17 protein-coding genes are annotated in these 24515 nt (G+C 71.4%); 14 read left to right on the forward strand and 3 right to left on the reverse strand.

From position 1 onward, the window contains the following. Positions 1–32 precede the first annotated feature (32 nt). The 11 genes from F4553_RS37020 (at position 33) to F4553_RS37070 (ending at position 19867) form a co-directional block, all read left to right on the forward strand. A complete protein-coding gene (locus F4553_RS37020) occupies positions 33–6215 on the forward strand; it encodes an Ig-like domain-containing protein (protein ID WP_184845860.1) in 6183 nt (2060 codons plus the stop codon). A gap of 42 nt (positions 6216–6257) precedes the next feature. Next, positions 6258–7229, forward strand: coding sequence for an AAA family ATPase (locus F4553_RS37025; protein ID WP_184845862.1), 972 nt, complete (start codon positions 6258–6260; stop codon positions 7227–7229). Next, positions 7226–8521, forward strand: a complete 1296-nt coding sequence (locus tag F4553_RS37030) for a DUF58 domain-containing protein (RefSeq protein WP_184845864.1) — start codon at positions 7226–7228, stop codon at positions 8519–8521. Before F4553_RS37025 ends, F4553_RS37030 begins: the two co-directional genes overlap by 4 nt. Continuing rightward, a complete protein-coding gene (locus F4553_RS37035) occupies positions 8518–10848 on the forward strand; it encodes a transglutaminase TgpA family protein (protein ID WP_184845866.1) in 2331 nt (776 codons plus the stop codon). Before F4553_RS37030 ends, F4553_RS37035 begins: the two co-directional genes overlap by 4 nt. Continuing rightward, positions 10845–15173 (forward strand): type VII secretion EssC family protein, encoded by a 4329-nt coding sequence (locus F4553_RS37040; RefSeq protein WP_184845868.1) that lies wholly within the window; start codon positions 10845–10847, stop codon positions 15171–15173. The genes F4553_RS37035 and F4553_RS37040 overlap by 4 nt, the downstream gene beginning before the upstream one ends. Positions 15174–15198: 25 nt before the next feature. Then, positions 15199–16515 carry a hypothetical protein gene (locus F4553_RS37045; protein WP_184845870.1) on the forward strand — a complete coding sequence of 439 codons (1317 nt, stop codon included), beginning with the start codon at positions 15199–15201 and terminating at the stop codon, positions 16513–16515. Between the two features lie 65 nt (positions 16516–16580). Then, the gene (locus F4553_RS37050; protein ID WP_184845872.1) at positions 16581–17093 is read left to right on the forward strand and encodes a hypothetical protein; all 513 of its coding nucleotides are present in this window, start codon (positions 16581–16583) and stop codon (positions 17091–17093) included. A gap of 100 nt (positions 17094–17193) precedes the next feature. Beyond that, a complete protein-coding gene (locus F4553_RS37055; RefSeq protein ID WP_184845874.1) occupies positions 17194–17466 on the forward strand; it encodes a WXG100 family type VII secretion target in 273 nt (90 codons plus the stop codon). A gap of 67 nt (positions 17467–17533) precedes the next feature. Next, a complete protein-coding gene (locus tag F4553_RS37060; protein WP_184845876.1) occupies positions 17534–18457 on the forward strand; it encodes a hypothetical protein in 924 nt (307 codons plus the stop codon). Then, positions 18444–19127 carry a hypothetical protein gene (locus F4553_RS37065; protein ID WP_184845878.1) on the forward strand — a complete coding sequence of 228 codons (684 nt, stop codon included), beginning with the start codon at positions 18444–18446 and terminating at the stop codon, positions 19125–19127. Before F4553_RS37060 ends, F4553_RS37065 begins: the two co-directional genes overlap by 14 nt. 137 nt (positions 19128–19264) lie before the next feature. Then, a complete protein-coding gene (locus F4553_RS37070) occupies positions 19265–19867 on the forward strand; it encodes a GNAT family N-acetyltransferase (RefSeq protein ID WP_184845880.1) in 603 nt (200 codons plus the stop codon). Positions 19868–19882: 15 nt separating this feature from the next. On the opposite strand, the gene F4553_RS37075 is transcribed toward F4553_RS37070, so the two are convergent. Next, positions 19883–20296: a VOC family protein gene (locus F4553_RS37075; RefSeq protein WP_184845882.1), complete on the reverse strand. Its 414-nt coding sequence runs from the start codon at positions 20294–20296 to the stop codon at positions 19883–19885. A 118-nt stretch (positions 20297–20414) separates the two neighbouring features. On the opposite strand from F4553_RS37075, the gene F4553_RS37080 reads away from it, so the two are divergent. Continuing rightward, positions 20415–20780 carry an MmcQ/YjbR family DNA-binding protein gene (locus F4553_RS37080; RefSeq protein WP_184845884.1) on the forward strand — a complete coding sequence of 122 codons (366 nt, stop codon included), beginning with the start codon at positions 20415–20417 and terminating at the stop codon, positions 20778–20780. Here the strand turns inward: F4553_RS37080 and F4553_RS37085 are convergent. Beyond that, a complete protein-coding gene (locus F4553_RS37085; RefSeq protein ID WP_184845886.1) occupies positions 20777–21832 on the reverse strand; it encodes a saccharopine dehydrogenase family protein in 1056 nt (351 codons plus the stop codon). The two genes, F4553_RS37080 and F4553_RS37085, sit on opposite strands and share 4 nt — an antisense overlap. A 70-nt stretch (positions 21833–21902) precedes the next feature. Here F4553_RS37085 and F4553_RS37090 point away from each other — a divergent pair, with 70 nt between their 5' ends. After that, positions 21903–22862 (forward strand): helix-turn-helix domain-containing protein, encoded by a 960-nt coding sequence (locus F4553_RS37090; protein ID WP_184845888.1) that lies wholly within the window; start codon positions 21903–21905, stop codon positions 22860–22862. On the opposite strand, the gene F4553_RS37095 is transcribed toward F4553_RS37090, so the two are convergent. Next, positions 22849–23046, reverse strand: a complete 198-nt coding sequence (locus tag F4553_RS37095; RefSeq protein WP_184845890.1) for a helix-hairpin-helix domain-containing protein — start codon at positions 23044–23046, stop codon at positions 22849–22851. The genes F4553_RS37090 and F4553_RS37095 overlap by 14 nt on opposite strands. Before the next feature lie 293 nt (positions 23047–23339). Here F4553_RS37095 and F4553_RS37100 point away from each other — a divergent pair, with 293 nt between their 5' ends. After that, positions 23340–24440, forward strand: a complete 1101-nt coding sequence (locus F4553_RS37100; RefSeq protein WP_376776338.1) for a glycoside hydrolase family 11 protein — start codon at positions 23340–23342, stop codon at positions 24438–24440. Positions 24441–24515: the final 75 nt, after the last annotated feature.

Here is a 24515-nt window from a genome sequence, read left to right on the forward strand (position 1 = left end):
TACTGCTTTACCCGTACACGGGGAGGAACGCGGTGAGTACAGCACAGGGTTCGGCGAATGCGTTTTACCGCGGTCAGGCGCGAGTGCCGGGGGCGGCCGACGAGGCGACCGGTCGGCTGGGCGGCGAGACGCTGAAGGAGCGCCGCAGGTGGCTGCCCTCGTTCGGCGGCATCGGCAAGCTGCCCAAGCGATTCGGGCGCAGCCTGCGCGGGCTGAAGCGGCGGACGGTCTCGTCCATCGCGCTGGTGCTCTCGGCCGGGCTCTTCGTGATAGCGGCACTCACCGCCGGCGGCTTCCCGGCCGCCGACCTCAACCTCAACGACGGCGGCGTGTGGGTCACCAACCGCAACCTGAACCACTTCGGCCGCTTCAACCGGCCCATCGAGCAGCTCGACGCGATGCTCCTCGCGGGCGGCGCGCAGCCCGACATCGATCTGCTGCAGCAGGAGTCGACCGTCTTCCTGGTCGACCGCACCGAAGGGCTGCTGCGCCCCGTGGACGTCTCCGGCGGGGTGCTCGGCGACAACGGTCCGGCGTTGCCAGCCAAGGCCGAGGTCGCCCTGGGCGCGGGCGTGGTGGCACTGCTGGACAGCTCCAACGGCAAGCTGTGGGTCCGGGACGCCGACAAGATCGAGAATCTCGACATCGCCCAGGACCCGCCGACCGCCGAGGTCGGCGGCGGTTCCGCCGTCGCGGTCGGGACCGACGGCACGGTCTTCGCCGTCTCGTCCGATCAGGACACGATCACGTCGATCCCGCGCACGGGCGAGCGGGAGACCCGCAAGCTCGACGTGGATGTGGAGGCGGCGCGGATCACCGCCGTCGGCGACGTGCCGGTCGTCCTGGGCAAGGGCGGCAAGCTGGTGCTCCCCGACGACGTGGTGACGATCGCCGACGGCGGGCTGCTGCAGCAGGTCGGTCCGGAGGGCGGGACCGTCCTCGTCGCCACCCCCAAGCAGCTGCTGGAGGTGGACCTGACCGGTGGCGGTGTCCGGGAGCTCGTCGGCGACGGCTCGGGCGACCCGGCGGCACCCGTACGCCTCGACGGCTGCGTCCACGCCGCGTGGGGTGCCTCGCCGCCGACCTATGTGCGCCAGTGCGAGGGCGCCGCGCCGGAGAAGGCCGTCTCGTTGCAGAACCTGCCCGCCGCCGCCGATCTGGTCTTCCGGGTCAACCGGGACGCGATCGTGCTCAACGACGCCGCGGGCGGCGCGATCTACCTCTTCGAACGCGGTGGCGAGGACCTGGGCAACTGGCAGGAGCTGCTGGAGCAGGCGAAGACCAACCCGAGCCAGAAGCCGCGCGACGCGGTCCGCGATCCGCGCGTCAACACCAAGCCGGCGGCGAAGGACGACGTCCTCGGCGCGCGGCCCGGCTCGGCGGCGCTGCTGCACGTGCTGGACAACGACTCCGACCCCGACGGCGACATCCTGATCATCCGGTCGGTGACGGCGGTGAAGCCGGCCGGCGCCGGGACCCTGTCGATCGTCTCGGGCAGCCAGATCCTGCAGTTCACCGCGAGCCCGGGCGACCGGACCGCGACGGTGAGCTTCCAGTACACGATCGACGACGGGCGGGGCGGGTCCGCGCACGCCGGCGTCACGGTCAACGTGCGCCCCGAGGCGAGCGGCAACTCGCTGCCCCACGAGCGGCCCAACCCGCAGGCGAAGGACCGCGAGGTGGCGCAGGGCGGCACGATCACCTTCAACACGCTGCGCGACTGGCGCGACGACGACGGGGATCCGCTGCTGCTCGTCGGTGCCGACACCGCTTCGCCGGACCGGGTCAGGTTCACCCCCGCCGGCGACATCACCTTCACCGCCGCACCGAACTCGTCGGCGGCGAAGAAGAACATCCAGATCGAGGTCTCCGACGGAATCGGCACGAAGAAGGCGACGGTCAACGTCGTCGTGGTCGACCGGGACCGGCCGCCGACCGCCGAGAACGACCTCTTCACGGCGGTCGCCGGGCAGACCGTGACGCTCCGGCCGCTGGAGAACGACTCCGACCCCAACGCCGGGGTTCCCGGCCCCAATCCGCAGCGGTTGCGGCTGACCTTCGTCTCGCCGATGAAGCAGGGCGCGAGCGCCACGCCGAACTACCTCGCCGGGACGATCGGGTTCACCGCCTCCCGGCCGGACACGTACTACCTGGAGTACCGGGTCACCGACGGCAAGGCCGAGGCGACGGGGCGGATCCGCGTCGACGTGCGCAAGGCGAGCTCGGCGTACGCGCCGGTGGCGGTCGCGGACCAGGTGGCGCTGCGCGGCAACGGACCCGCCGTGGTCGACGTGCTCGCCAACGACGTCGACCTCGACGGTGACATCCTGGTCGTGCGCTCGGTCGAGGTGCCCGAGAACTCCGGGCTCAGCGTCTCGGTGATCGAGCACCGGTGGCTGCGGATCGTGCTGACCCGCAGCGATTCCGGCGCACCGCGGTTCGTGCTGCGCTATGTCGTCTCCGACGGCGACCGCAGCGACACCGGTGTGGTCACGGTGGCGCTGCTGCCGCAGGCGCCGGAGAACCAGCGGCCGGTGACCGTGCCGGACATCGGTACGGTCCGGGCGGGTGATGTCGTCGATGTCGACGTGCTCGCCAACGACGGCGACCCGGACGGGACGGCGCTGTCCCTGGACCCCTCGGTCATCGACGACGACCTGGAGGGCAAGCGCGGTCTGTGGCTGGTCGCCAACGGCCGGGTGCGCTTCCACGCGTTCGACAAGCCGGGCACGGTCACCGCCAACTACACCGCGCGCGACGCGCTGGGGCTCTCGGACCCGGGCCGGGTCTCGGTGACGATCATCGCGGCGAACGCGCCCAACCAGATCCCGATGCCGCCGCCGATCCAGGCCCGCGACTTCGCCGGATCGACGATCAGGATCCACACCCCGCTCACCGGGGTGGACCCCGACGGCGACTCGGTGGTGCTGCTGGGGCCGGTCTCGGCACCGCAGCTCGGCCGGATCGTCCAGCAGGGCATCGACTTCTTCGAGTACGAGGCATACCCGGACAGCGCCGGGACGGATGTCTTCACCTATCGGGTGCAGGACGCGTTCGGCGGCCGGGGCACCGGCACGATCCGGGTGGGTGTGGTGCCCTTCCCGGACGTGGACTCCGCACCGGTGGCGGTCGACGATGTCTACACCGTGGCACCCGGCACCGGCGTACGGGTACCGGTGCTCGCCAATGACTCCGATGTGGACGGCGACTCGCTGCTGCTGGAGCCGCTGGCCCCGCTCAACCCCACCCTTCCGCAGGGTGCCTCCGTCGACCGGGACCGGGTGGTCCTCAACGCCGGCGGCCGTGACGGCGACGTGGTGACCCTGCGGTACGGCATCTCCGACGGCCGCGGCCAACGTGCCACCGCCTCCATCAAGCTGATCTCCAAGGACTCGGCGAACCTCGCCCCGATCGCCCGCGACGACGCGGCGGACCGGCTCACCAGCCCGGCGACCAGCGTCGATGTCGACGTGCTCGCCAACGACGAGGATCTCGACGGCCCCTTCGACGAGCTGAAGATCGAGCCGATCGACGTCGGCGGCGCCAACAAGGCGACCGTCACCTCCGACGGCAAGCTGCGCGTACCGCTCACCGCGTCGGCCCGGCAGGTCGCCTACCGGCTCACCGACGGCAAGGACGCCTCGGCGATCGCCTTCGTGCGGGTGCCCGGCACCGACAACCAGGCGCCCTATCTCCGGCCGGACGCGCCCGAGTTGGAGATGGTGAGCGGTGGCGAGCTCCAGGTCGACCTGGCCGAGCTGGTCGCCGACCCGCAGGGCCGGCCGGTGACGCTGACGAACACCGCGGCGATCTCCACCTCGCCCTCGGCCGGGCTGCGCCTGGTCCCCAACGCCAGCACCAAGACGGGCTTCAAGCTCGCCGCCGCCGCCAACTTCCGCGGTCAGGCAGCCGTCGTCTTCGAGGTGGAGAACGGCAGCGCGACGGCATCGCTGAGCGTGAAGGTGAAGGTGACGCCGTCCGGGACGACGCCACCGGTCCTCGCCTGCCCGCCGGCGGAGCCCGCGGCCGGGGCACCGGCGGTGCTGGTCAACCTCGCCCGCTGCGTCCGTGGCGGCGGCGCGGACGGGATGACGTTCAGGATGACCGGCCAGGCGCCGCAGGGCGTCACCGCCCGCCTCGCCGGGACGGTGCTGGAGATCTCCGCCACGCCGGACGCCGAGATCGGCGACCGGGGCAAGATCGCTCTCAGCGTGACCGACGCCAAGGGCGCGTCGGCCAACGGCACGATCGCCATCGTGGTACGCCCGTCCGGGCTCGCGGTGGCGGTGGCCGACACCGTCGACGCCGAGGTCGGCCGGGAGATGACGATCAACGTGGTCGCCAACGACCTCAACCCCTTCCCGAGCTCGCCGCTGAAGCTGATCAGCGTGGATTCGGACCTGCCGGGGCTGCGGTTCGACGAGGGCACCGGCGATGTCGTCTTCACCCCGGCCAAGCACGGCAAGTTCACGGCGCGCTACGTGATCCAGGACATCACCGGCAAGCCCGATCGCCGCGTCAGCGGCCAGCTCCTCGTCACGGTGATCGACAAGCCGACGGCGCCGGGGCAGCCGGTGGCGCGTTCCGTGGGCGACGAGTTCGCCGTGCTGGTCTGGTCCGAACCGGACAGCCGGGGCTCGCGTATCGACGGATACACCGTCACCGGGTCGAGCGGCTTCAAGCAGACCTGCACCGGTACGGTCTGCCGCCTGACCGGGCTCACCAACGGCCGGGACTACCGGTTCAAGGTGCGGGCGCACAACGAGGCGGGTGACGGGCCGGAGAGCTCGGAGTCGGCGGTGGTGAAGCCCGATGCCAAGCCGGATGCCCCGGACGCGCCGACGACCACCTTCGGCGACTCGTCGATCAAGCTCGCCTGGGCCGCTCCGTCGAGCAACGGCGGCTCGGCGATCAAGGAGTACGACGTCGAGATCTCGCCCGGCGGGACGATCCGTACCGTGACCACCACCTCCTACACCTGGACCGGGCTGACCAACGGTGCCGCCTACACGTTCCGGGTGCTGGCGCGCAACAAGAACCTCGAGAGCGGGTTCAGCCCGTCCTCGGCGCCGGAGATCCCGGCGAAGGCACCCGACGCGCCGCAGGCGCCGACGGGGTCCGGGGTCGCCGACGGCGTCGGCGAGCAGATCGTCGTCGACTGGGTCGAGCCGCCGGTCAACGGTGCCGCGATCACGCAGTACCGGCTGACCGTGGTCCGGGCCGGGGTGGTCGAGCGCACGATCAACGTCAACGGCGACACCACGCGGACGACGATCAGCGCCGACAACGGCGTCAATTACCAGTTCCGGCTGGTAGCGGTCAACAAGGCCGGGCCGTCGCAGCAGAGCCCGCTGTCGGCGGTGACGGTCGCCCACGGCAAGCCGTTCCCGGTGACGGCGCACAGCTACTCCGACAACAGCGGCGGCACCGGTCTCGACGGGCGGGTGACCTACTCGCTCTCGCCGCCGAACGACAACGGCATGGCGATCGCACGCTACGAGTTCGATGTGGACGGCAACGGCACCGCCGACCGGTCCGACACCGGTTCGACCGGGTCGGTGACCGGGCTCGCCAACGGCACGAGTTACCAGATCCGGGTCCGGGCCTGCAACGACGTCTGCGGCAACTGGTCCGGTGCGGGCAACTCGGTGACGCCGTACGGTCCCGTGCCCCGGCCCAACGCCGGTGCGTCGAAGCTCGGCGCCACCCAGGTCCGGCTCTCCTGGAGCAGCGGCGGCACCAACGGCCGCCCGCTCAACCGGGTGGAGTACCGGGTCAACGGCGGCGGCTGGGTCAACGGCGGCACGAGCGGGTCGGTGGATGTCGGCAACGGCAACAACCAGACCTGGAGCATCGATGTCCGCGCGTTCGACAGCGCCGGGCAGGTCTCGCCGACCGCGTCGGCCAGCGCGACGACGGATCCGCCGACGCCGCCCACGGTGACGGTCGAGAAGGGCGGCAGCGCCGTCGGCCAGCCGGGCTGCTCGGCACCGTCCTGCGCGTTCATCGTCGCGACGTTGACCAACTTCGCGGGCGGCACGGCGTACACCTGCTCGATCAACTCGTCGCAGGGTGCCCTCGGCTCGGTCACCGTCACGACCAACGGCAGCGGCAACGGCAGCAGGCAGTCCCTGTCCTACTTCGGCTTCCCGACCGGGTGGGTGTCGGTGACCTGCGCCGGCAACACCGGGCGCCGGGATCCCTGGGGCAACTGACCTTTCCTCGAAGAACGCACATTTCAACCTAGTGGAGATAAATTGACTACCACCCCGGACGAGGCCAGGCAGTTCCATCGGGACTTCATCAGTCTGGTCGACAACATCGAGCAGGCGGTGCTCGGCAAGCAGGTCTGCGTCAAGCTCGCGCTGGCGTGCCTGTTCACCGGTGGGCACCTGCTGCTCGAGGACAAGCCGGGCACCGGCAAGACGCTGCTCGCCAAGGCCATGGCGAACAGCATCGACGGGGACACCAAGCGGGTCCAGTTCACCCCGGACCTGCTGCCCGGTGACATCACCGGCGGCATGGTCTACAACCTGGAGACCCAGAACCTGATCATGCGTCAGGGCCCCATCTTCACCAACATCCTGCTCGCCGACGAGATCAACCGTGCCTCGCCGAAGACGCAGTCGGCGCTGCTGCAGGCGATGGAGGAGGCCCAGGTCACGATCGACGGCACCTCGCTGCGGCTCGCCGACCCGTTCATGGTGATCGCCACGCAGAACCCGATCGAGCAGGCGGGCACCTACCCGCTGCCCGAGGCGCAGCTCGACCGCTTCATGGTCCGCACCGAGCTCGGCGACCCCGATCCGGACTCGGCGCTGCGGCTGATGAGCGAGTCCTTCCAGATCGACCGGTCCTCGCTGATCAAGCCGATCATCAGCGCGGAGGGCGTGCACAACCGCAAGCGGATCGCCCGCGAGGTCCACGCCGACATCGCGGTCCTGCAGTACATCAACGACATCGCGATCGCGACCCGCAACGACAAGCAGGTGCAGGTCGGCGTCAGCATGCGCGGCTGCCTCGCCCTGGTCCGGCTCTCCAAGACCTGGGCCGTGGCCGAGGGCCGGCACTTCGTGCTCGGCGACGATGTCAAGGAGCTCGCGGTCGAGGCGCTCGCGCACCGGATGGTGCTCACCGTCGAGGCGGAGTTCCGCGGCGTGAAGCCCCAGGAGGTCATCCGCGGCATCCTGGACCGCCTGGTCGTCCCGGTGGGAGGTCCCGCGCGATGAGCGTGATGGTGGACGGCGTAGCGGTGCGCCTCAGCTTTCCGGCGCAGGTGGCCGCGGCGTTGCGCCCGTTGCTCCGGTCCACCGCGGTGTCGCGGGCCCGGGAGGTGCTGCGCATGCCGACCAGGCTGGGCTGGACGGTGCTCACGGCGGTCCTCGTCGCGGGCGTCGCGGGCTGGGTCTTCGCCTGGACGGAGCTGCGCGTCATCGCGCTGTCCGGCTTCTTCGTGGTGCTGCTCGCGATCCGCTACACCCTCGGCAAGGCCGACCTGCAGGTGAGCGTCGACGTCCCGGCACCGTGGGTCAGCCGCGGCGTCGAGCCCGGCGTCGAGGTCCAGGTGCGCAACATCGCCCGGCGCGGGCTGCGCCAGGGCGCGCTGATCGAGATCCCGATCTCGGTCGGCCGCCAGCGCCCCGAGATCGGCGAGCGCCCGCTCGGCTCCCTGGGCGCCGGGGCCACCCAGGTCATCCCGCTCACCAAGCAGGTGCCGACGGGCAGTCGCGGCGTGGTGACGATCGGCCCGGTCCGCACCGTACGCGGTGATCCGCTGGGCCTGCTGCGCCGTGAGATGGCCCTGGCCGAGCCGCAGGAGCTGCTCGTCAACCCGGACACCGTCGTCATCGGCAGCCTCGGCGCCGGCCTGCTGAAGGACCTGGAGGGGCAGTCCACCAACGACCGCTCGGTCAGCGACGTCTCCTTCCACTCGCTGCGCGACTACGTGCCCGGTGACGACCTGCGGCACGTGCACGCCTTCACCTCGGCCCGGTTCGGCCGCCCGATGGTGCGCCAGTTCGTCGACACCCGCACGGCGCGACTGTCCATCATGGTCAGCGGCGTCCGCGGCGAATACGCCAGCGAGCAGGAGTTCGAGGACGCGCTCTCGGTCGGCGGCTCGATCGCGATGCGCGGTGTCGACGACGACCAGCACGTCGCGGTGCTCGCCGCCGGGCAGCACGCCCCGGCCCGGCCGCGCCAGTCCCGGCTGCTGATCCTGGACCCCTTCGCCCGGGCGGAGCTCGGCGGGGGAGCAGACGTGATCGCCTCCGCCACCCGGATGCACCGCCTCGCGCCGGACACGAGCATCGCGATCTTCATCACCGGTGGGCCGGTCGAGCTGATGGTGCTGCGCCGCGCGGCGAACGTCTTCGGCCCGGATGTCCGGGCGCTGGCGATCCGGGTCGACGAGACCGCGGAGGTCGACGTGGCACGGGCCCGGCGGCTGCTCGTCGTCACCGTCCCGTCCCTCGCCGAGTTCGGCAAGATCGGCTCAGTCTTCGGGGAGGCCTGGTCATGACCGCGTCCACGTCCACCACGGGCGGCTCGGCACCGCGTACCTCGGCGCTGGACCTCGTCGTCATCGCGCTGCTGATGCTCGTCGCGCTCACCACCCTGGACTCCGTCTACGCCGGGCGCGGCTACCTGCTCGCCGGTGCCGTCGGGCTCGCCATCGGCATGGGCGTGGCCTGGCTCGCCAACCGCCGCCACTGGACCGCGCTGACGGCGGTGGCGGCCGGGCTGGTGCTGCTGATCCTCGGTGCCGGCCCGCTGGCGCTGCCCGAGACGCTGATCGCGCACACGGTGCCGACCTGGTCCACGCTGACCGGGATCTGGGACGGTGCGGTCGGCGGCTGGCGGGGCCTGCTCACCACCGTGCCGCCGGTCGTCGACGACGGTCCGCTGCTGCTCGTACCCTATGTTTCGGCATTTCTGGCCGGGCTCAGCGCGGTCCTGCTCGCCGGGCGGCGCCGGATGCTCGGCGCCCCGCTGCTGCCCGCACTGCTGCTGCTCGCGACCGGGCTGCTGCTCGGCACCAGCGAACCGGTCTCGATCCTGCTCAACGGCACCGTCTTCGCCGCGCTCGCGCTGATCCTGGTGACGGTCCGGCAGCGGCGGGCCACCGGGTCCCGGCTCGTCGGCGTGGACCAGGCCAAGCGGATCGCGCGTTCCACCACGATCGTCGCGATCGCGGCGGCCCTGGCCTGGGCCGCGTCGCTGTCACCGGTGGTGGCGAGCGCCGACGACCGGTTCGTGCTGCGCGAGCACGTCGAGCTGCCGTTCGACCCCAACATCTACCCGAGCCCGCTGAGCGGGTTCCGCCGTTACGAGGTGACGCAGAAGAAGGATGTCCTCTTCTCCGTCACCGGCCTGCCCGCCGACGCGCGGCTCCGGCTCGCGGTGATGGACACCTTCGACGGCGTGGTGTGGGCGGTCGCGCCGGTCGGCGGCCGCAACGCCGCCTCGGGAGTCTTCGAACGGGTCGGTGCGCGCATCCCGGTCAAGGAGGAGGGTGCCCGGGCCACCGTCCAGGTCACCATCCGCGACCTGGGCAGCGTCTGGGTGCCGACGGTCGGGTCCGCGACGAGCGTCACCTTCCCCGGCCAGCGGGGCAGGGAGCTCACCGAGGCGTTCCGCTACAACCGGGTCACCGCCACGGGCGTGCTGAGCGACCACACGAAGCTGCGCGAGGGCGACACGATCGTGCTGGAGGCGGTGATCCCGCCCGCCAAGGACTGGCTCTCCCACGGCAAGAGCCTCGCCGGGCAGCCGGTCCAGCAGCTCTCCCAGGCGTCGCCGCTGGGCGCGATGGACCGGGTCGACGCCGTCGTCGCCGAGCGTACGACCGGGATGACCGGCGCGGCCGAGGTGATCGACAGCCTCTACAAGTTCCTGCAGGCGGGTGACTTCAGCGACGGCACCGGCCTCGCGGGCAGCGGCCTGTCGGTCTTCCCCGGGCACAGCGCCGGGCGGATCAAGGAGTTCCTCAGCCCGGCGCGCCCCGTCGGCGACCCGGAGCAGTACGCCGCCGCCTACGCCCTGATGCTGCGCGAGCTGCACCTGCCCACGCGGGTGGTGCTCGGCGTGCGGCCCAAGGAGCGCAACGGCGCCACCGATGTCACCGGTGCGATGGTCACCGCCTGGGTCGAGGTGCTCTTCGACGGGGCCGGCTGGGTCGCCATCGACCCGACGCCGGAGGTGCGCAACAAGCCCCGCCCGCCGGACCCGCCCGCGGAGCAGAAGGGCACCGCGCAGCTCGTCCAGCCGCCGATCGCCCCCGAACTGCCCCCGGCCCAGCAGCCGCCGCCCAGCAGTGGCGACCGGCCGCCGCCACCGCCGCCGCCCGGGTGCACCTGGTGCGCCACGGTGCTGGCGATCCTCACCTACGTGGGGCCGCCGCTGCTGCTCGTCGCGCTGGTCTGCGCCCTGGTCATCGGGGTCAAGACGGTCCGCAGGCGGCGCCGGCGCTCCTATGACACGCCCCGGATGCGGGTCGCGGGCGGCTGGCTGGAGCTGCTCGACAGGTTGCGCGACCATCGCGTACCCGTCCCCTATGGGCAGACGCGGCGCGAGACCGTGAGCGCGCTCTATCGCCTGAGCGACGCGGAGCTCGCGGCGGCCCACAAGGTGGCGGTACGCAACCTGGCCCACCGCGCCGACCGGACCGTCTTCGGGCCGCCCGAGTTCGAGCAGGCGGACCAGGACACGCAGTTCTGGTCCGATGTGGAGGAGGCGATCCACGTGCTGGGACAGGGCCTTCCGTTCTGGCGGCGCCTGCGTGCGCTGCTCAATCCCGTGTCGCTGCTGCCGGCGACGACCTTCGGTAGTGGTGGGAAGCGACGATGACGAGCCTGAAACTGACCCTCCAGCAGGGCGAGGGCCGGGCCGACCTCGCCGTCACCGTGCCGTCGGGCGTGACCGTGGGCTCGCTCGCCGCCGCCCTCTTCGACCGGGACCCGGTCCAGGGCGACCGCGGCGGCAGCCCGGTCACCCTGGCCCTGCACGGCCGGGACGGGGTGCGGGCGCTGGACCCGGCGCACGAGATCGAGGAGGCGGGCCTCGGCTCCGGGGTGACGGTGAGCGTGCGCCCGGCGTCCGCCTTCGCCGGTGACGCGGGCTCGGTCGGCGTCGCCGGGCAGCTCCGGGTGCTCGACGGACCGGACCGGGGCCGCAGCTTCCCGCTGCGCAGCGGCAACAACCTGATCGGCCGGGACGCCTCCTGCACGGTGCGGCTCAGCGACACCCAGGTCTCCAAGGTCCACGCGAGCCTGCACGTCGGCGCGTCGGTCGAGATCCGCGACATCAACTCCACCAACGGCGTCGAGTTCGGCGGCGGGCTCGTGTCGCGGACCGTGCTCAGGCCCGGTGACCAGGTCAAACTCGGCAACACCGTGATCACGGTCAACGCCACCGCCCAGCCGATCGCCGCCCACGTCTCGGCGAGCCGCCACGCGACCCAGATGTTCAACCGGTCGCCCCGGCTCGACCCCACCTATGAGGGGGTGGAGCTGGACCCGCCGACCCCGCCGAAGCGCCCGAACAAGCGGCGGTTCCCGATCGTGCCCATGCTCACCCCGCTGCTCATGGGCGCCGCGCTCTTCATGCTCACCAGGTCGCCGTTCTCGCTGATCTTCATCTTCATGAGCCCGATGATGGTCGGCGGCTCCTACGCCGAGGACTACTTCAACCGCAAGAAGGAGTGGAAGCAGGCGCTCGCCGACTTCCGCACCGCGCTGGAGGCCCTCGACAAGAACCTGCGCAAGGCGGTCGGCGAGGAGCACCTGCAGCGCTGCGCGTCGCACCCCTCCGCCGGTGAGCTCGTCACCAGCGCGCACGCCTACGGCCCGCTGCTGTGGACCCGGCGCCCCGAGCACGCCAGCTTCCTGGAGCTGCGCACGGGCCTCGCCACGCTGCCGTCGCAGAACACGATCAAGATGCCCAACCGGGGCGAGTCGCCGCAGGAGGTGTGGGACGAGCTGACCGAGGCGGTCGCGCCCTACGCCACCGTCGACGCGGTGCCGGTCGTCGCCGCGCTGCGCAGCTGCGGTGCGCTCGGCGTCGCCGGGCCCGGCCAGGCCGCCCGGCGCGTCGCCCGGGGCATCATCGCCCAGCTCGTCACCCTGCACTCACCGGCCGAGCTCGTCGTCTGCGCGGTCATGTCGGCCGCCGCGGCCGCGGAGTGGAACTGGCTGAAGTGGCTGCCGCACACCTCGCCCTTCCCGCTGTCGGCGCACACGCCGCTGCGGGTGGACCACCTCACCACCGGCGGCGGCGCCTCGATCGCGCTGCTCGCCGCGCTCGACGACCTGATCAAGGTACGCACCGAGGCCCGCTCGGCACCGCTGCCCGCCGTCGTGCTGCTCGTCAGCGACGACACCGAGGTCGACCGCGGCCGCCTCGTGGACCTCGCCGAACGCGGACCCGAGGCCGGGGTGCACGTCATCTGGTTCTCCGCCAACGTGGTCCGGCTGCCCGCGGTCTGCCGCACCTTCGTCGAGGTCGCCGACGACGCCACGGCCGGCGAGGTCGGCCACGTGCGCACCGGCGACCGGGTCGAGCCGGTCCGGGTGGAGCTCATCAGCGGGGCACAGGCGGAGGCGCTCGCGATGCGGCTGTCGCCGGTCGTGGACGCCGGTGCGCGTACCTCCGACGAGAGCGACCTGCCGCGCTCGGCCTCCTTCGTGACCCTCGCGCAGGCCCCCGTCGACACGGATCCGCAGTGCATCATCGACCGCTGGGACGAGACGAAGCCGGGGCTGCGCGCGCTCGTCGGTGCGCTCGGCACCAACGAGGCATACCACCTCGACCTCGTCGCGCAGGGACCGCACGCGCTGCTCGGCGGCACCACCGGCGCCGGCAAGAGCGAGCTGCTGCAGACCTGGCTGCTGGGCATGGCGACCGGCCACGACCCGCGCCGGGTCAACTTCCTGCTCGTCGACTACAAGGGCGGGTCGGCCTTCGGCGTGATCTCGCAGCTCCCGCACTCGGTGGGCATGGTCACCGACCTCGACCCCCATCAGGTACGCCGTGCGCTGACCTCGCTGCGGGCCGAGCTGACCCGCCGGGAGCACCTGGTCAAGCGGTTCCGCGCCAAGGACCTCGCCGACATGGAGCGCTACCACCTCGACCACGCCCCGGCGCGCCTCGTCATCGTCGTCGACGAGTTCGCGGCGCTGAAGAAGGAGATCCCCGAGTTCGTCGACGGGATGGTCGACATCGGCCAGCGCGGGCGCTCCCTGGGCCTGCACCTGATCCTCGCCACCCAGCGCCCCACCGGCGTCATCAACGACCAGCTGCGCGCCAACACCAACCTGCGGATCGCGCTGCGGATGGCCGACGCGGGGGACAGCAACGACGTGCTCGGCTCGCCGATGGCCGCCGCGTTCGACCTGGACATCCCCGGCCGGGCGGCGGCACGCACCGGACCGGGCCGGGTCACCATGTTCCAGGCCGCCTACGCCGGTGGCTGGACCGCCGGTGACACCGCCGGGCAGGACGTGCTGATCCGGCCCATGCCGTTCGGCCTCGCCGACCCGTGGCAGGCCGCCTTCACCGCGCCCGACCACGTCGCCACCGACATCGGCCGGATCGTGGCGACCATCCGGCACGCCAACGACATCCTGCGCCTGCCCGAGCCGTTCGTGCCGTGGCGGCCGGAGCTGCCGGTGCGGCTCGACCTCGCGGCGAAGTCGGCGGGCGACGGCCCCGGCATCGTCATCGGCCGCCGCGACATCCCCGAGGAGCAGCGCCAGCCGCTCGCGCTCTTCGACCCCGACACCAGCGGCAACCTGATCGTCTACGGCTCCGGCGGCAGCGGCAAGAGCACGGTGCTGCGCTCGCTGGCGCTGGCGGCGGCCCGCGGCGACGCCGGTCCCTGCCACGTCTACGGCATCGACTTCGGCAACCACGGGCTCGATCCGCTGGAGGCGCTGCCACAGATGGCCGACGTGGTGCGCGGCGACGACGTGGAGAAGCTCACCCGGCTGCTGGGCCGGCTGCAGCGCCTCATCGACCAGCGCGCGCCGCTCGTCACCGCGGCGCAGCCGAGCAACCTCAGCGGATACTGGCAGCGGCTCTCGGTCGCCGACCGGTGGAAGATGCCGAGGGTGCTGCTGCTCGTCGACGGCGTCGGCTCGCTCTACCAGCAGTTCCCGCCCGGGACGGCGTCCGGCATCTACGAGCGGCTGATGGACGTCGCCACCCGGGGGCGCAGTGCCGGGGTGCACCTGGCGATGACGACGGACCGCCCCAACTCGGTGCCCGGCAGCCTCGCCTCGACCGCCCAGCAGCGCCTGGTGCTGCGCATCGCCGAGGCGGACTACAACCTGCTCGGCATCCGCAACACCGACGCGCTGAGCCCCGACGCGCCGCCCGGACGGGCCCTGGCCGACCGCACCGAGATGCAGGTCGGGATCGCCGGCGGCGCGGATGTCGAGGCCGAGCTCAACGCGATCGAGTCGCTCGCCGACGCGCTGCGCCGGGCCGACCTGCCGGTGCCCGCACCGGTCGACTCGCTCGCCTCCCAGGTCCGCCTCGCCGACCTGCCGGCCGGGGATCTGCCGGTGATCGGGCAGGCATACGACACGCTGGAGCCGGTCGGGTTCGACCCGCGCGGGTTCTTCGTCGTCGCCGGGCCCACCGGCAGCGGCCGCACCACCACGCTCACCACGATCGTGGCGAGCCTGCGCCGCTCGCGGCCGGGCATGGAGCTGCACCTCTTCTCGCCACGGGTCAACCCCGGCCTGGTCGGGGCCGCCCAGTGGGTCAGCAGCGCCACCAACGCCGACGACGTACGCAAGCTCGCCGAGCAGCTCACGGCGGACCTGCGTACGTCGGCGCCCCGCACGATCATCGTGGAGTCCTTCCCGGACCTCGCCGACATCCGCGATCCGCAGGCGACCCTGGAGAACCTCTTCAAGGTCTGCCGCGACCACGGCCACTTCGTGGTGGTGGAGGGCGACTCCAGTCGGATGCTGAAGTCGGACCCCGTCTACCAGCTCGTCCGGGCCCGGACCGGTGTCGGCCTCCAGGTCGCCCCGGCCCTGCAGTACGCCACGATCTTCGGCTTCGAGCAGGCGAAACAGCCCAAGCTGTCCTCGCCACCGCCGGGACGCGGCCTGCTGGTCCTGCGCGGGCAGCCGCGCATCGTCCAGATCGCACTACCCAACTGATCTCACAGACGAGGGGAGGCACGACATGAGCACCTACGTAGGGGCCGATCCGGTCCAGCTCGACGCCCTGGGCGAGCACCTGCTCAGCCGGGCGGCGCTGCTCGATGAACTGCGGCTGCGCCTGACCGCCGAGCTCTTCGACACCGGCTGGGCCGGTCCCGACGCGGAGGACGCGCGCTCGGACTGGGACGCCAGCCACGCCCCGGCACTGGGCTCGGCCGCCCAGCTCTTCCACGCGATGAGCCAGACGCTGTTCGCCAACGCCGGTGCGCAGCGCGACGCGAGCGCCGGTGAGGTGGCCCTGGCGGCGCTCTACACGCCGCGTATCCCGTTCCCCGGGCCCGATGCCACGCCGGAGGAGCTGCAGGCCTACTGGCTCGCCATCGCCGCGGACAGGGCCGGCATCGACATGTCGGTGTGGGACCCGGCCCTCGGTGCCACGGTCCTCAAGGACACCGTCACCGACGTCTACACCTATTACGGCAAGCTCTTCCTGGAGAACCCCAACCTGCAGTGGGCGGGGATGGCCAACATGGTCGGCCCGTCGCTGTCGGCCGGGTTCTTCGACATCGAGATGTTCCGGGACCTCGCGGCGAAGTTCGCGGGCCTGCCCGGCGTACCGCCGGGCATGGACCTGCTCGCCAACGCCTCCGAGGCGGAGCTGAAGTTCTACGAGACCACCTTCCTGCAGATGGAGAAGGACGTCTTCACCGACATGGCGATGCAGCACGAGGCCTACCTCGGCGCGGGCATGCCGGGCATCCAGCAGCTCGGCGACGCCGGGCTCATCGACGCGCAGACGGTCCAGGCCTGGGAGAAGATCGATCTGGGTACGCGCACCGGCGACCAGGACCTCGTCATGCAGGGCAACGAGGAGCTCCTGCACCGGGAGCAGTGGACCGTACTGGACCGCAACTACCAGCTCATGTACGACCACTCCCCGACCGGACCGGCCTTCACCTACGCGATGACGGCGATCGGGGAGCCGTCGATCCCGGGTGCGCACGGCTTCGGCGAATACCGGCCGTTCGAGTTCACCCAGGAGACCCCGGGCCCGGACCGGATCCCGTTCACGCCGTGGGACAACCCGCTGCAGGGCTCGGTGACGGTCACCACGCCGTTCCCCGACGGCAACCTCGCCAACTTCAACGACCGCTGGGACTACATCACCCACGACACCCTGCCGGCGTTCCAGGACCTCTTGCGCAACGATCCGGACCAGGCCCGTGCGATCATCAGCTCAGACGTCGTCGACCGGACCGAGGACAACCGGATCTACAACCGGCTCGACACGTTGGGCGAGCACTACTTCACAGACTGGAAAGTTGACTTCGACCAATGATCAACCGGAGACGGGCCTCGATGGCGTTGGCGTTACTCGTTCTGCTCGGTGTGGAGGGATGCTCGGTGGACAGCGATACAGGCACTCGGGACGTGAAGGTGTTCGACCTCACCAGTCCGCCCTCCCGTGCGGCGGTGGGGCTGCCCGACGGCAAGGCCCAGTACGCCTTCCAGACCGACGACCACAAGCCGTTCCCGATCAAGGTGAGCCTGCCCGGGGGCAAGCAGCTCGCCTTCGACGCCAAGATCGTCGGCGTCGACGCGATGCGCGCACCCGACCCGAAGACCGGCGCACCGACCACAATGGACATCCAGTTCTACGCGCCGACCCTGGAGGAGGGGCGCGACCACCTCGCCGCTGCCCTGAGTGATTTCGGTCTCGATGCCGGTGCCGCGCAGACCTGGTTTACCAAAGCCGCCGCCATCAGGGACTCCGGCAAGGTGGAGGAGACCCGCACACCGTGGGCTGCCACCAAGGTCGGATACCTCGACCTGCAGCTCCAGGGCGGATACAAGTCGACCGGCACCGCACCCGGCCAAACGGTCATCCACTACGTGTTCAGTTGGGCAGCAGCATAGGGGAGTTGTCCCCATGTACTTCCGTCCACACAGCCCCGTATCTTTCAGTCGGCGGACTTCGCGGCCTCAGCCGTGAAGGTGACTGAAACGGGAGATGAAGATGACTGGTCCCTACCTGGGTATGGATCCGGAGCAGGTCCGCGCGATGGCTGCCCAGCTTTCCACGGGCTCCACGCAGATCCGCGACCTGGCTTCGAGCATCGGCGCGCAGATCGAGGCCACGCCGTGGACTGGACCTGACCGGGATCAGTTCGTCGGCGAGTGGCAGGGTCACCACATGCAGGCACTGCTCGCTGTGGCCGACTCGATCGAGCACGCGGCGCAGAAGGCGCTGTCGAACGCCGACGCGCAGGAGCAGACCTCAGCCAACTGAGCTGCGACACGGGCCCGCGCAAGCGGGCCCGTGTCCGTATCCGTCACTGCGGGGGAGGTGGAGATCCATGTCAGGGTTCGTGGGCAATGACCCGCACCAGGTACAGATGCTCGGCCGCCACCTGCTGTTCGGAGCGCAGTTGCTGGAGGAGCTGCGCGGCCGGCTCACCGGCGCCCTGTTCCACTCCACATGGGACGGTCCGGACGCCCACGAGGCGCGGTCGGAGTGGGCCAGCTCCAACGCGCCCGCGCTCGGCCTCACCGCCGAGCTGATGCGGCGCATGAGCATCATCGCCTTCGTCAACGCCAACGAGCAGATCGAGGCGAGCCAGGACGGCCACGGCGTCTTCGGCGAGGCTCCTGCCGACGGTCACGGTGTGTTCGGCGAGGCTCCCGCCGACGGCCACGGTGTCTTCGGCGAGGCGCCGCACGGCCCGCTCGACGACTTCCTGCACTTCATGCACGGCCTGCACTTCTGGAGCGACATCGGCGACATCGGTCTCACCCTCGTCGAGCAGTCCGTGCACGCGCTCGACCACGCCTCGCCGCTGCTGAAGTTCCTGCGGCCCGCCGGTGCCGCCGTCGGTGTCTTCGGCCTCGCCCTGGACGGGTTCGCCCTGGGCGGCTACATCGTCGAAGGCGACACCGGCGGTGTGATCCTGATGGGGCTCGCGGTCGGACTCGGCGGTGCGGCACTCGTCGTCGGCCTGGTCGCGACCGCGCCGCTCACCATCGCCGTCGCGGCAGGCGTGGGGATCGTCGCCGCGGGGATCTCCATCGCCGCGAGCTACGAGCCGGTCCGCGACTGGGTCGGCGACCGGTGGGACGATGCCTGGGAGGCCGGCACCGGGCTCGTCGAGGGCGCCACCGAAGGCTTCCACGAGACCTTCGACCCGCTGATCGAGGGCGCGGGCAATGTGGTCGAGGGCGTCGGCAACCTCGCCTCCGACGCACTGAACACCGGCAGGGGGATCTTCAATGCAATCTTCTGAGGAAGAGCCGACGGCGCGCCTCGGCATGACGGCCTCCGCCGACCGGGTCTCGTTCACCGCAGCGGAGCTCTCCTACCTCATCGCCAGCAGCCCGGCGACGACACCGCTCGGCGGGCGGGCCGCGCAGGTGATCGGGCTGACCGACGCCGAGCGTGGTGAGGCCGCCATCTCGGCCGGGTTCAGCTCCCTGATCGTCCGCGGGCTCGCGGTCAGCGACGGCGAGCGGGTCACCTACGCCCCCGCGACGGGCGCCGTGAGCGAGGCGGTCACCAAGGCCTCGGTCTGCGTCCAGCTGGGGCTGATCTCGGCGGACAAGTCCGACGGCGCGGTCCTCTTCGACTCGGGGCGGGCCCGGCTGCTGGTGACGCCGCGCAAGCACCGCTGCTTCGACGTGACGGGCATGAACCGGACCCTCGACGTGGGCGGGCAGCTGCTCGCGGTGGCGCGCCAGTTCCTGGAGCGGAACCGCCCGGGTGTCGTCTCCTTCGCGGTCGACACCACCGGCAGCGGGGTGACCGAGGACATCGGGTGGGTCACCGCCGCCGCGGACAACGACACGTGGTCGGTGGTGTTCAGCCGCGAGCCGTCCGACGCCGACCGCGGGCTGAGCGAGTCCGAGGCGGTCGAGCGCCTGCAGCGCCGCCTGCACCAGCTCCTCCCCGTCGCCTGAGGCGCTGGCGCTGGAGTGCCGCGCTCGGGGCATGATCGCGCTGTTGCCCGGAAGTCGGCCCTTCACCGGCGGTGGCAGGGGACTGTTTCCGGGAACCTGCGTGATCAAGGGTGCGACGGTCGAGCGAGGATGAGCGCATGAACCACGTTCTGTCGACGCCGTCCGCCATCCCGGCCGGGACCCTCGTCGCGGCACCGCAACCCGTTCTCGCCGCCGGTGGCGGCGTGCTGCTGCGGCCGTGGGAGGCCGCCGATGCACCGGTGTTCCTCGCCGCCTATCAGGACCCGGCGATCCAGCGCTGGCACACGCGCCGACCGGTGTCCGAGGCCCAGGTCCACGAGTGGTTCGACGACTACCGCCGGGACTGGGCCCGGGAGAAGGCCGCGCACTGGGCGATCACCGGCGACGACAGCGGCGAGGTGCTCGGGCGGCTCGCCATGCGCGGGATCGACCTCGATGACGGTGTCGCCGGCTGCGCCTACTGGGTGCTCCCGGCCGCCCGCGGCACCGGTGTGGCGACCCGTGCGCTCACCGCCGTGAGCAGGTGGGCGCTGGAGCAGATCGGCTTCCACCGCCTGGAACTGGACCACTCCACCCGCAACGAGGCATCGTGCCGGGTCGCGGTCAAGTCCGGCTATCTCCTGGAGGGCACCAAGCGCAGCGCCGCCGTCCACGCCGACGGCCGACACGACATGCACCTGCACGCCCGCGTCCGGGACACCGGCACCGCCCCGAGCTGAGTGAACGCTCGGGGATCAGGCGACGAAGATGCAGAACGGGTGGCCGGAGAGGTCCGCGAAGACATAGAGCGGCTCGCCCTGGTCGGCCGTGCGGTCCAGCAGGATCTTCGCACCGAGCGACTCGGCCCGCTCCCGCTGGCGCTGCAGCTCCTCGAAGCTCGACACGGTGAAGTCGAGGTGCAGCTGCATCGGGACCTCGTGTGTCGGCCACGTCGTCGGCCTCAGCTCGGCTTCCTGCTGAAACGCGAGCTTGCGGACACCGTCGGCGTCGACGAGGACGAGCCAGTCCGCATCGTCGGCGGTGCCGTCGGCGGGAGGTTCGTCACCCGGCCGGTACTGAAGGCCGAGCAGGTGCCGATAGAACTCGGCCAGCGCCCGGACGTCGGTGGTGTCGAGCACGGTGTGCAGCAATTGCGGGAACTCAGCCATGGTCACCTCTCCTGTCCGGCCCATCCTTGCACGAGCCACCGACACCCGCCCGGAACGCGTACTAGGGTGCTCAGGTGGCGATGGTTCGGACGCGTACACCGGAGTGGGGTTGATCTTTGTGGCTGACGCCGACGACGTGCGCCGACTGGCGCTCGCGCTGCCCCACGTCGTCGAGATCGACAGCGAGGGCTTCGACTTCCGGGTCGCCGGCAAGGGGTTCGTCTGGTCCTATCCCGAACGGCAGCCGGGCAGGCCGCGCGTCATCCGCACCGATGTCGCCGTGCTCTACGTCGGTGACGAGGCGGAGAAGCGGGCGCTGCTGCTCGGCGAGCCGGAGCTCTTCTTCACGACGCCCGCCTATGACGGGATGCCGCTGGTCATGCTGCGGCTGGGGCGGGTCGATGCCGAGCGGCTCACCGAACTCGTCACCGACGCGTGGCGGATGCGCGCTCCGGCCGGCCTCGACCTGCCCGGCGGCCGTTAGCGGTCGATCCGAGGGCCTGCCACCGAAGGGAGGTCGAGCGTCAGGTGGTCCGGGCCGAGCGATCGCAGGAAGTCTCGCGCGTCGAAGAGTTCGCCGGCCGCGAAGACCCCGCTCGGCCCGCCCGGCACGGCGAGGATGCGCTGGACCGCCGCCACGACCAGGGGCGCGGTGACGGCATAGATGTCCTGGCCGCGGGCGACCGCGCGGCGCGTCTCGCCCGCCGCGTGCGCGACCACCTCGACGAGGAACGTCTGCGCGGACCGGCCCTGCGCGTCCGTCGCCTCCGGCGGTGGCGACGCCGGATCGCGCAGGTCCCTGACCGCATCGACCGACATGTACGTGTGGATCTCGCGCGTCGACAGGTGCGTGGGGATCGTGGCGCTGTCCGCCATCGTGAACTCCGCGACGACCGCCCGGGTTCCGATCGGCTCGGGGAAGGTCCACTCGGTGACCGGAGCCTCGCCGGTGCGGAACTCCAGCCGGTGGTTCGCGTAGCGGATCCGCCTGCCGTCCCTGCGCCCGGCGGAGACCTGACCCGTCGCCCGGGTGCCGTGCGTGGGCTTCCAGCTGCTGAGGGCGTAGGCGATGCTGATCCGGTCCGCCGCCGCCCAGTCGCCCATCGCCACCGTCGCGAGCAGGTCGCCGAGGCCGCCGAAGAACGCCATCGCCGGGACGACCGGGATGGCGGCGTCGCGGGCGCGGTCGGCGTACTGGGCGAACGTGTCGATGACCGCCTCGGTCTCCGCCGTCACGTCCAGGTAGGGGATCCGGGCCCGCAACGCCGCCTCGAGAACCGCTGCGGACGTTGAGGCGAAGGGTCCGGCGCAATTGATCACCGCGGCGGCACCGGCGAGGGCCCGGTCGAGCGAGGCCGGGTCGTCGACCGACGCGGGGCGGACCTCCGATCCGGGATGAGCCGCCCCGAGCGCGTGCAGCCTGCCGGCGTCACGACCGGACAGGATCGGAGTCAGCCCGCGCCGGCGCAGCTCCGCGACGACGAAACGGCCGGTGTGCCCGTACGCGCCGATGACGGCGACTGTCTGTTCTGTCATGCTCCCAGCCTCGCGTTCATGATCGTCGAGCACCAGTGGCCGCAATGACGTGCCCCGTACACTTTCGGACATGCACTCGGTCGCCCTGGCAGTCGCCGACGGAACCCCGCTCTTCGAGCTCGCCGCGGCGTGCGAGGTCTTCGGCACCGACCGGGGTCTCGCCGACCCGTGGTACGCCTTCTCCATCTGCGGTCCCGACACCGCCGAGGTCGGCGGCTGGCTGCGGGCCGGCATCCAGCACGGGCTCGACACGCTCGCGGCGGCGGACACCGTCATCGTCCCGTCCATCCGCAGCGCCGAGGACCCGCCGCCGCCCGAGCTGGTCGACGCCGTGCGCGCGGCACACGAGGCGGGTGCCCGGGTGGTCTCCCTCTGCACCGGGGCCTTCGTCCTGGCCGCCGCCGGGCTGCTCGACGGGCGGCGAGCCACCACCCACTGGGCGCACACGTCGCTGCTGGCCGAGCGGCATCCCCGGGTGCTGGTGGACCCGGATGTGCTCTACATCGACGACGGCACCGTCCTGACCTCCGCGGGGAAGGCGGCCGGGATGGATCTCTGCCTGCACCTCGTCCGGGCCGACCACGGCGCGGCGGTCGCCAACGCGCTCGCCCGCAGCCTCGTCGTGCCACCGCACCGGCAGGGCGGTCAGGCGCAGTTCATCCCGGCTGCGGTGTCCCACGGGCGGGACCACGTCCTCGCCGAGCTGCTGGCCTGGGCCGGCGCCCGGCTGGAGCAGGACCTGACCGTGCCGGACCTGGCCCGCCAGGCGAGCATGAGCTCGCGCAACCTCACCCGGCACTTCCACGCCGTCACCGGCACGAGCCCGCTGCGATGGCTGCTGACGCAACGGGTGCACCGGGCGCAGGAGCTCCTCGAGACCACCGACGACACCATCGAGCTGATCGCCGACCGGACCGGCATGGGCACCGCCGCCACGCTGCGCCGGCACTTCCACCGGCTGCTCGGGGTGCCGCCGGAGGCCTACCGGCGGACGTTCCGCACCGCCCGGCCGGGCCTCACCCGAGGCTGAGCCGGTGCTCCGCCAGCGCCGCCTCGATGATCCGCAGCGCTTTGGGCCCCATGCCGTGCAGCTTCGCCAGATCCTTCCCGGGTACGCCCGCCAGCTGCCGCAGCGTGGTGTAGCCGGCGGCGTTGAGCGCGCGCGTGGCGGGTGCGCCGATCCTCGGCAGGGCGTCCAGCGGGGATGTGTCCATCACCGCATCCTATGCGGAGGATCCGTCCTGAAACTTTCACGAGGCACGATGCGGCGATCGTGGTCGGGTCGGTCGGCATCAACACAGAATTGCTGATCGATGCCGAGTTGGAGAGGGCGAGAATTTCGTGAACTTCCGGAAGTTGTTGACAGTCCGATCGAGCTGAACGAATACTGCCAGCATCGATGAACTTCAACGCTGACGTGCGGCCGCGCCCTGGCGGCCCGCGACGGCGTCGAGTCGTGTCACGCGGCCTGGTCCTCGGGCCGCCCTCACGAAAAGGATGGACGCACGTGTCCGAACTCCCGTCCCCACCGTCGCGCCGCAGGCGCACCTACCCGAAGCTGCTCATCGCCGCCGCCAGTGCCGCCCTGCTGGCCGCAGCCTCGATGACCCTGGCCGGTGTCGCCCACGCCGAGGCCAACCGGACCATCACCTCCAACACCACCGGCACGCACAACGGGTTCTTCTTCTCCTACTGGAAGGACAGCGGCAACGTCACGATGACCCTCGGCGCCGCCGGGCAGTACAGCGTGCAGTTCAGCGGCATCAACAACACCGTCGTCGGCAAGGGCTGGAACCCCGGGTCGAGCCACACCGTGAACTACTCGGGCACGTTCAGCCCGGGCGGCAACGGCTACCTGGCGCTCTACGGCTGGACGACCAATCCGCTCATCGAGTATTACGTGGTGGAGAACTTCGGCAGCTACAACCCGAGCACCGGCGCGACCCGGCTGGGCTCCGTCACCACCGACGGCAGCACCTACGACATCTATCGCACGCTGCGCGTCAACCAGCCCTCGATCATCGGGAACGCGACGTTCTACCAGTACTGGAGCGTCCGCCAGCAGCACCGGACCGGCGGCACCATCACCACCGCCAACCACTTCAACGCGTGGGCGGGCCTCGGCTTGAACCTCGGCACCCACAACTACCAGATCCTCGCCACCGAGGGCTACCAGAGCAGCGGCAGCTCCAACATCACCGTGAGCGAGGGGACCGGCCCGCAGCCGAGCGCGACGGCGAGCTCGCCGCGTCCGAGCGCGAGCCCGAACCCGTCGACCTCGCCGGGCGGCGGCAACGGCACCTGCCGGGTGACCCAGTCGGTCAGTCCGTGGAACACCGGCCTCACCGACAACATCACCATCACGAACACCGGCTCGACGCCCACCAACGGCTGGTCGCTGCGGTTCACGCTCGCATCCGGGCAGACCATCACCTCCGGTTGGAGCGCCACCTACGCGCCGACGAGCGGGCAGGTGACCGCGACCAACGTCAACTACAACGCCGTCATCCCGCCGGGCGGCTCGACGACCATCGGTTTCCAGGCCAACCACAGCGGTAACGCCGCTGCGCCGAGCGGGTTCAGCCTTAACGGCACCGCCTGCAGCTGAGCACGGCGCGCCGTGCCGGGTCCGGGAATCCCGGACCCGGCACGGCGGCCACGCCGGTGCCGAGCCGATCCTGCC

This window comes from Allocatelliglobosispora scoriae, assembly GCF_014204945.1.
GTDB lineage: Bacteria > Actinomycetota > Actinomycetes > Mycobacteriales > Micromonosporaceae > Allocatelliglobosispora > Allocatelliglobosispora scoriae.

Bases quoted from the DNA above. Each gene is read 5' to 3' on its own strand.
- F4553_RS37030 (WP_184845864.1), top strand. From the start codon at position 7,226: ATGAGCGTGATGGTGGACGGCGTAGCGGTGCGCCTCAGCTTTCCGGCG.
- F4553_RS37075 (WP_184845882.1), bottom strand. From the start codon at position 20,296: ATGGCTGAGTTCCCGCAATTGCTGCACACCGTGCTCGACACCACCGAC.
- F4553_RS37085 (WP_184845886.1), bottom strand. From the start codon at position 21,832: ATGACAGAACAGACAGTCGCCGTCATCGGCGCGTACGGGCACACCGGC.
- F4553_RS37090 (WP_184845888.1), top strand. From the start codon at position 21,903: ATGCACTCGGTCGCCCTGGCAGTCGCCGACGGAACCCCGCTCTTCGAG.
- F4553_RS37060 (WP_184845876.1), top strand. From the start codon at position 17,534: ATGTCAGGGTTCGTGGGCAATGACCCGCACCAGGTACAGATGCTCGGC.
- F4553_RS37040 (WP_184845868.1), top strand. From the start codon at position 10,845: ATGACGAGCCTGAAACTGACCCTCCAGCAGGGCGAGGGCCGGGCCGAC.
- F4553_RS37055 (WP_184845874.1), top strand. From the start codon at position 17,194: ATGACTGGTCCCTACCTGGGTATGGATCCGGAGCAGGTCCGCGCGATG.
- F4553_RS37045 (WP_184845870.1), top strand. From the start codon at position 15,199: ATGAGCACCTACGTAGGGGCCGATCCGGTCCAGCTCGACGCCCTGGGC.
- F4553_RS37065 (WP_184845878.1), top strand. From the start codon at position 18,444: ATGCAATCTTCTGAGGAAGAGCCGACGGCGCGCCTCGGCATGACGGCC.
- F4553_RS37070 (WP_184845880.1), top strand. From the start codon at position 19,265: ATGAACCACGTTCTGTCGACGCCGTCCGCCATCCCGGCCGGGACCCTC.
- F4553_RS37035 (WP_184845866.1), top strand. From the start codon at position 8,518: ATGACCGCGTCCACGTCCACCACGGGCGGCTCGGCACCGCGTACCTCG.
- F4553_RS37095 (WP_184845890.1), bottom strand. From the start codon at position 23,046: ATGGACACATCCCCGCTGGACGCCCTGCCGAGGATCGGCGCACCCGCC.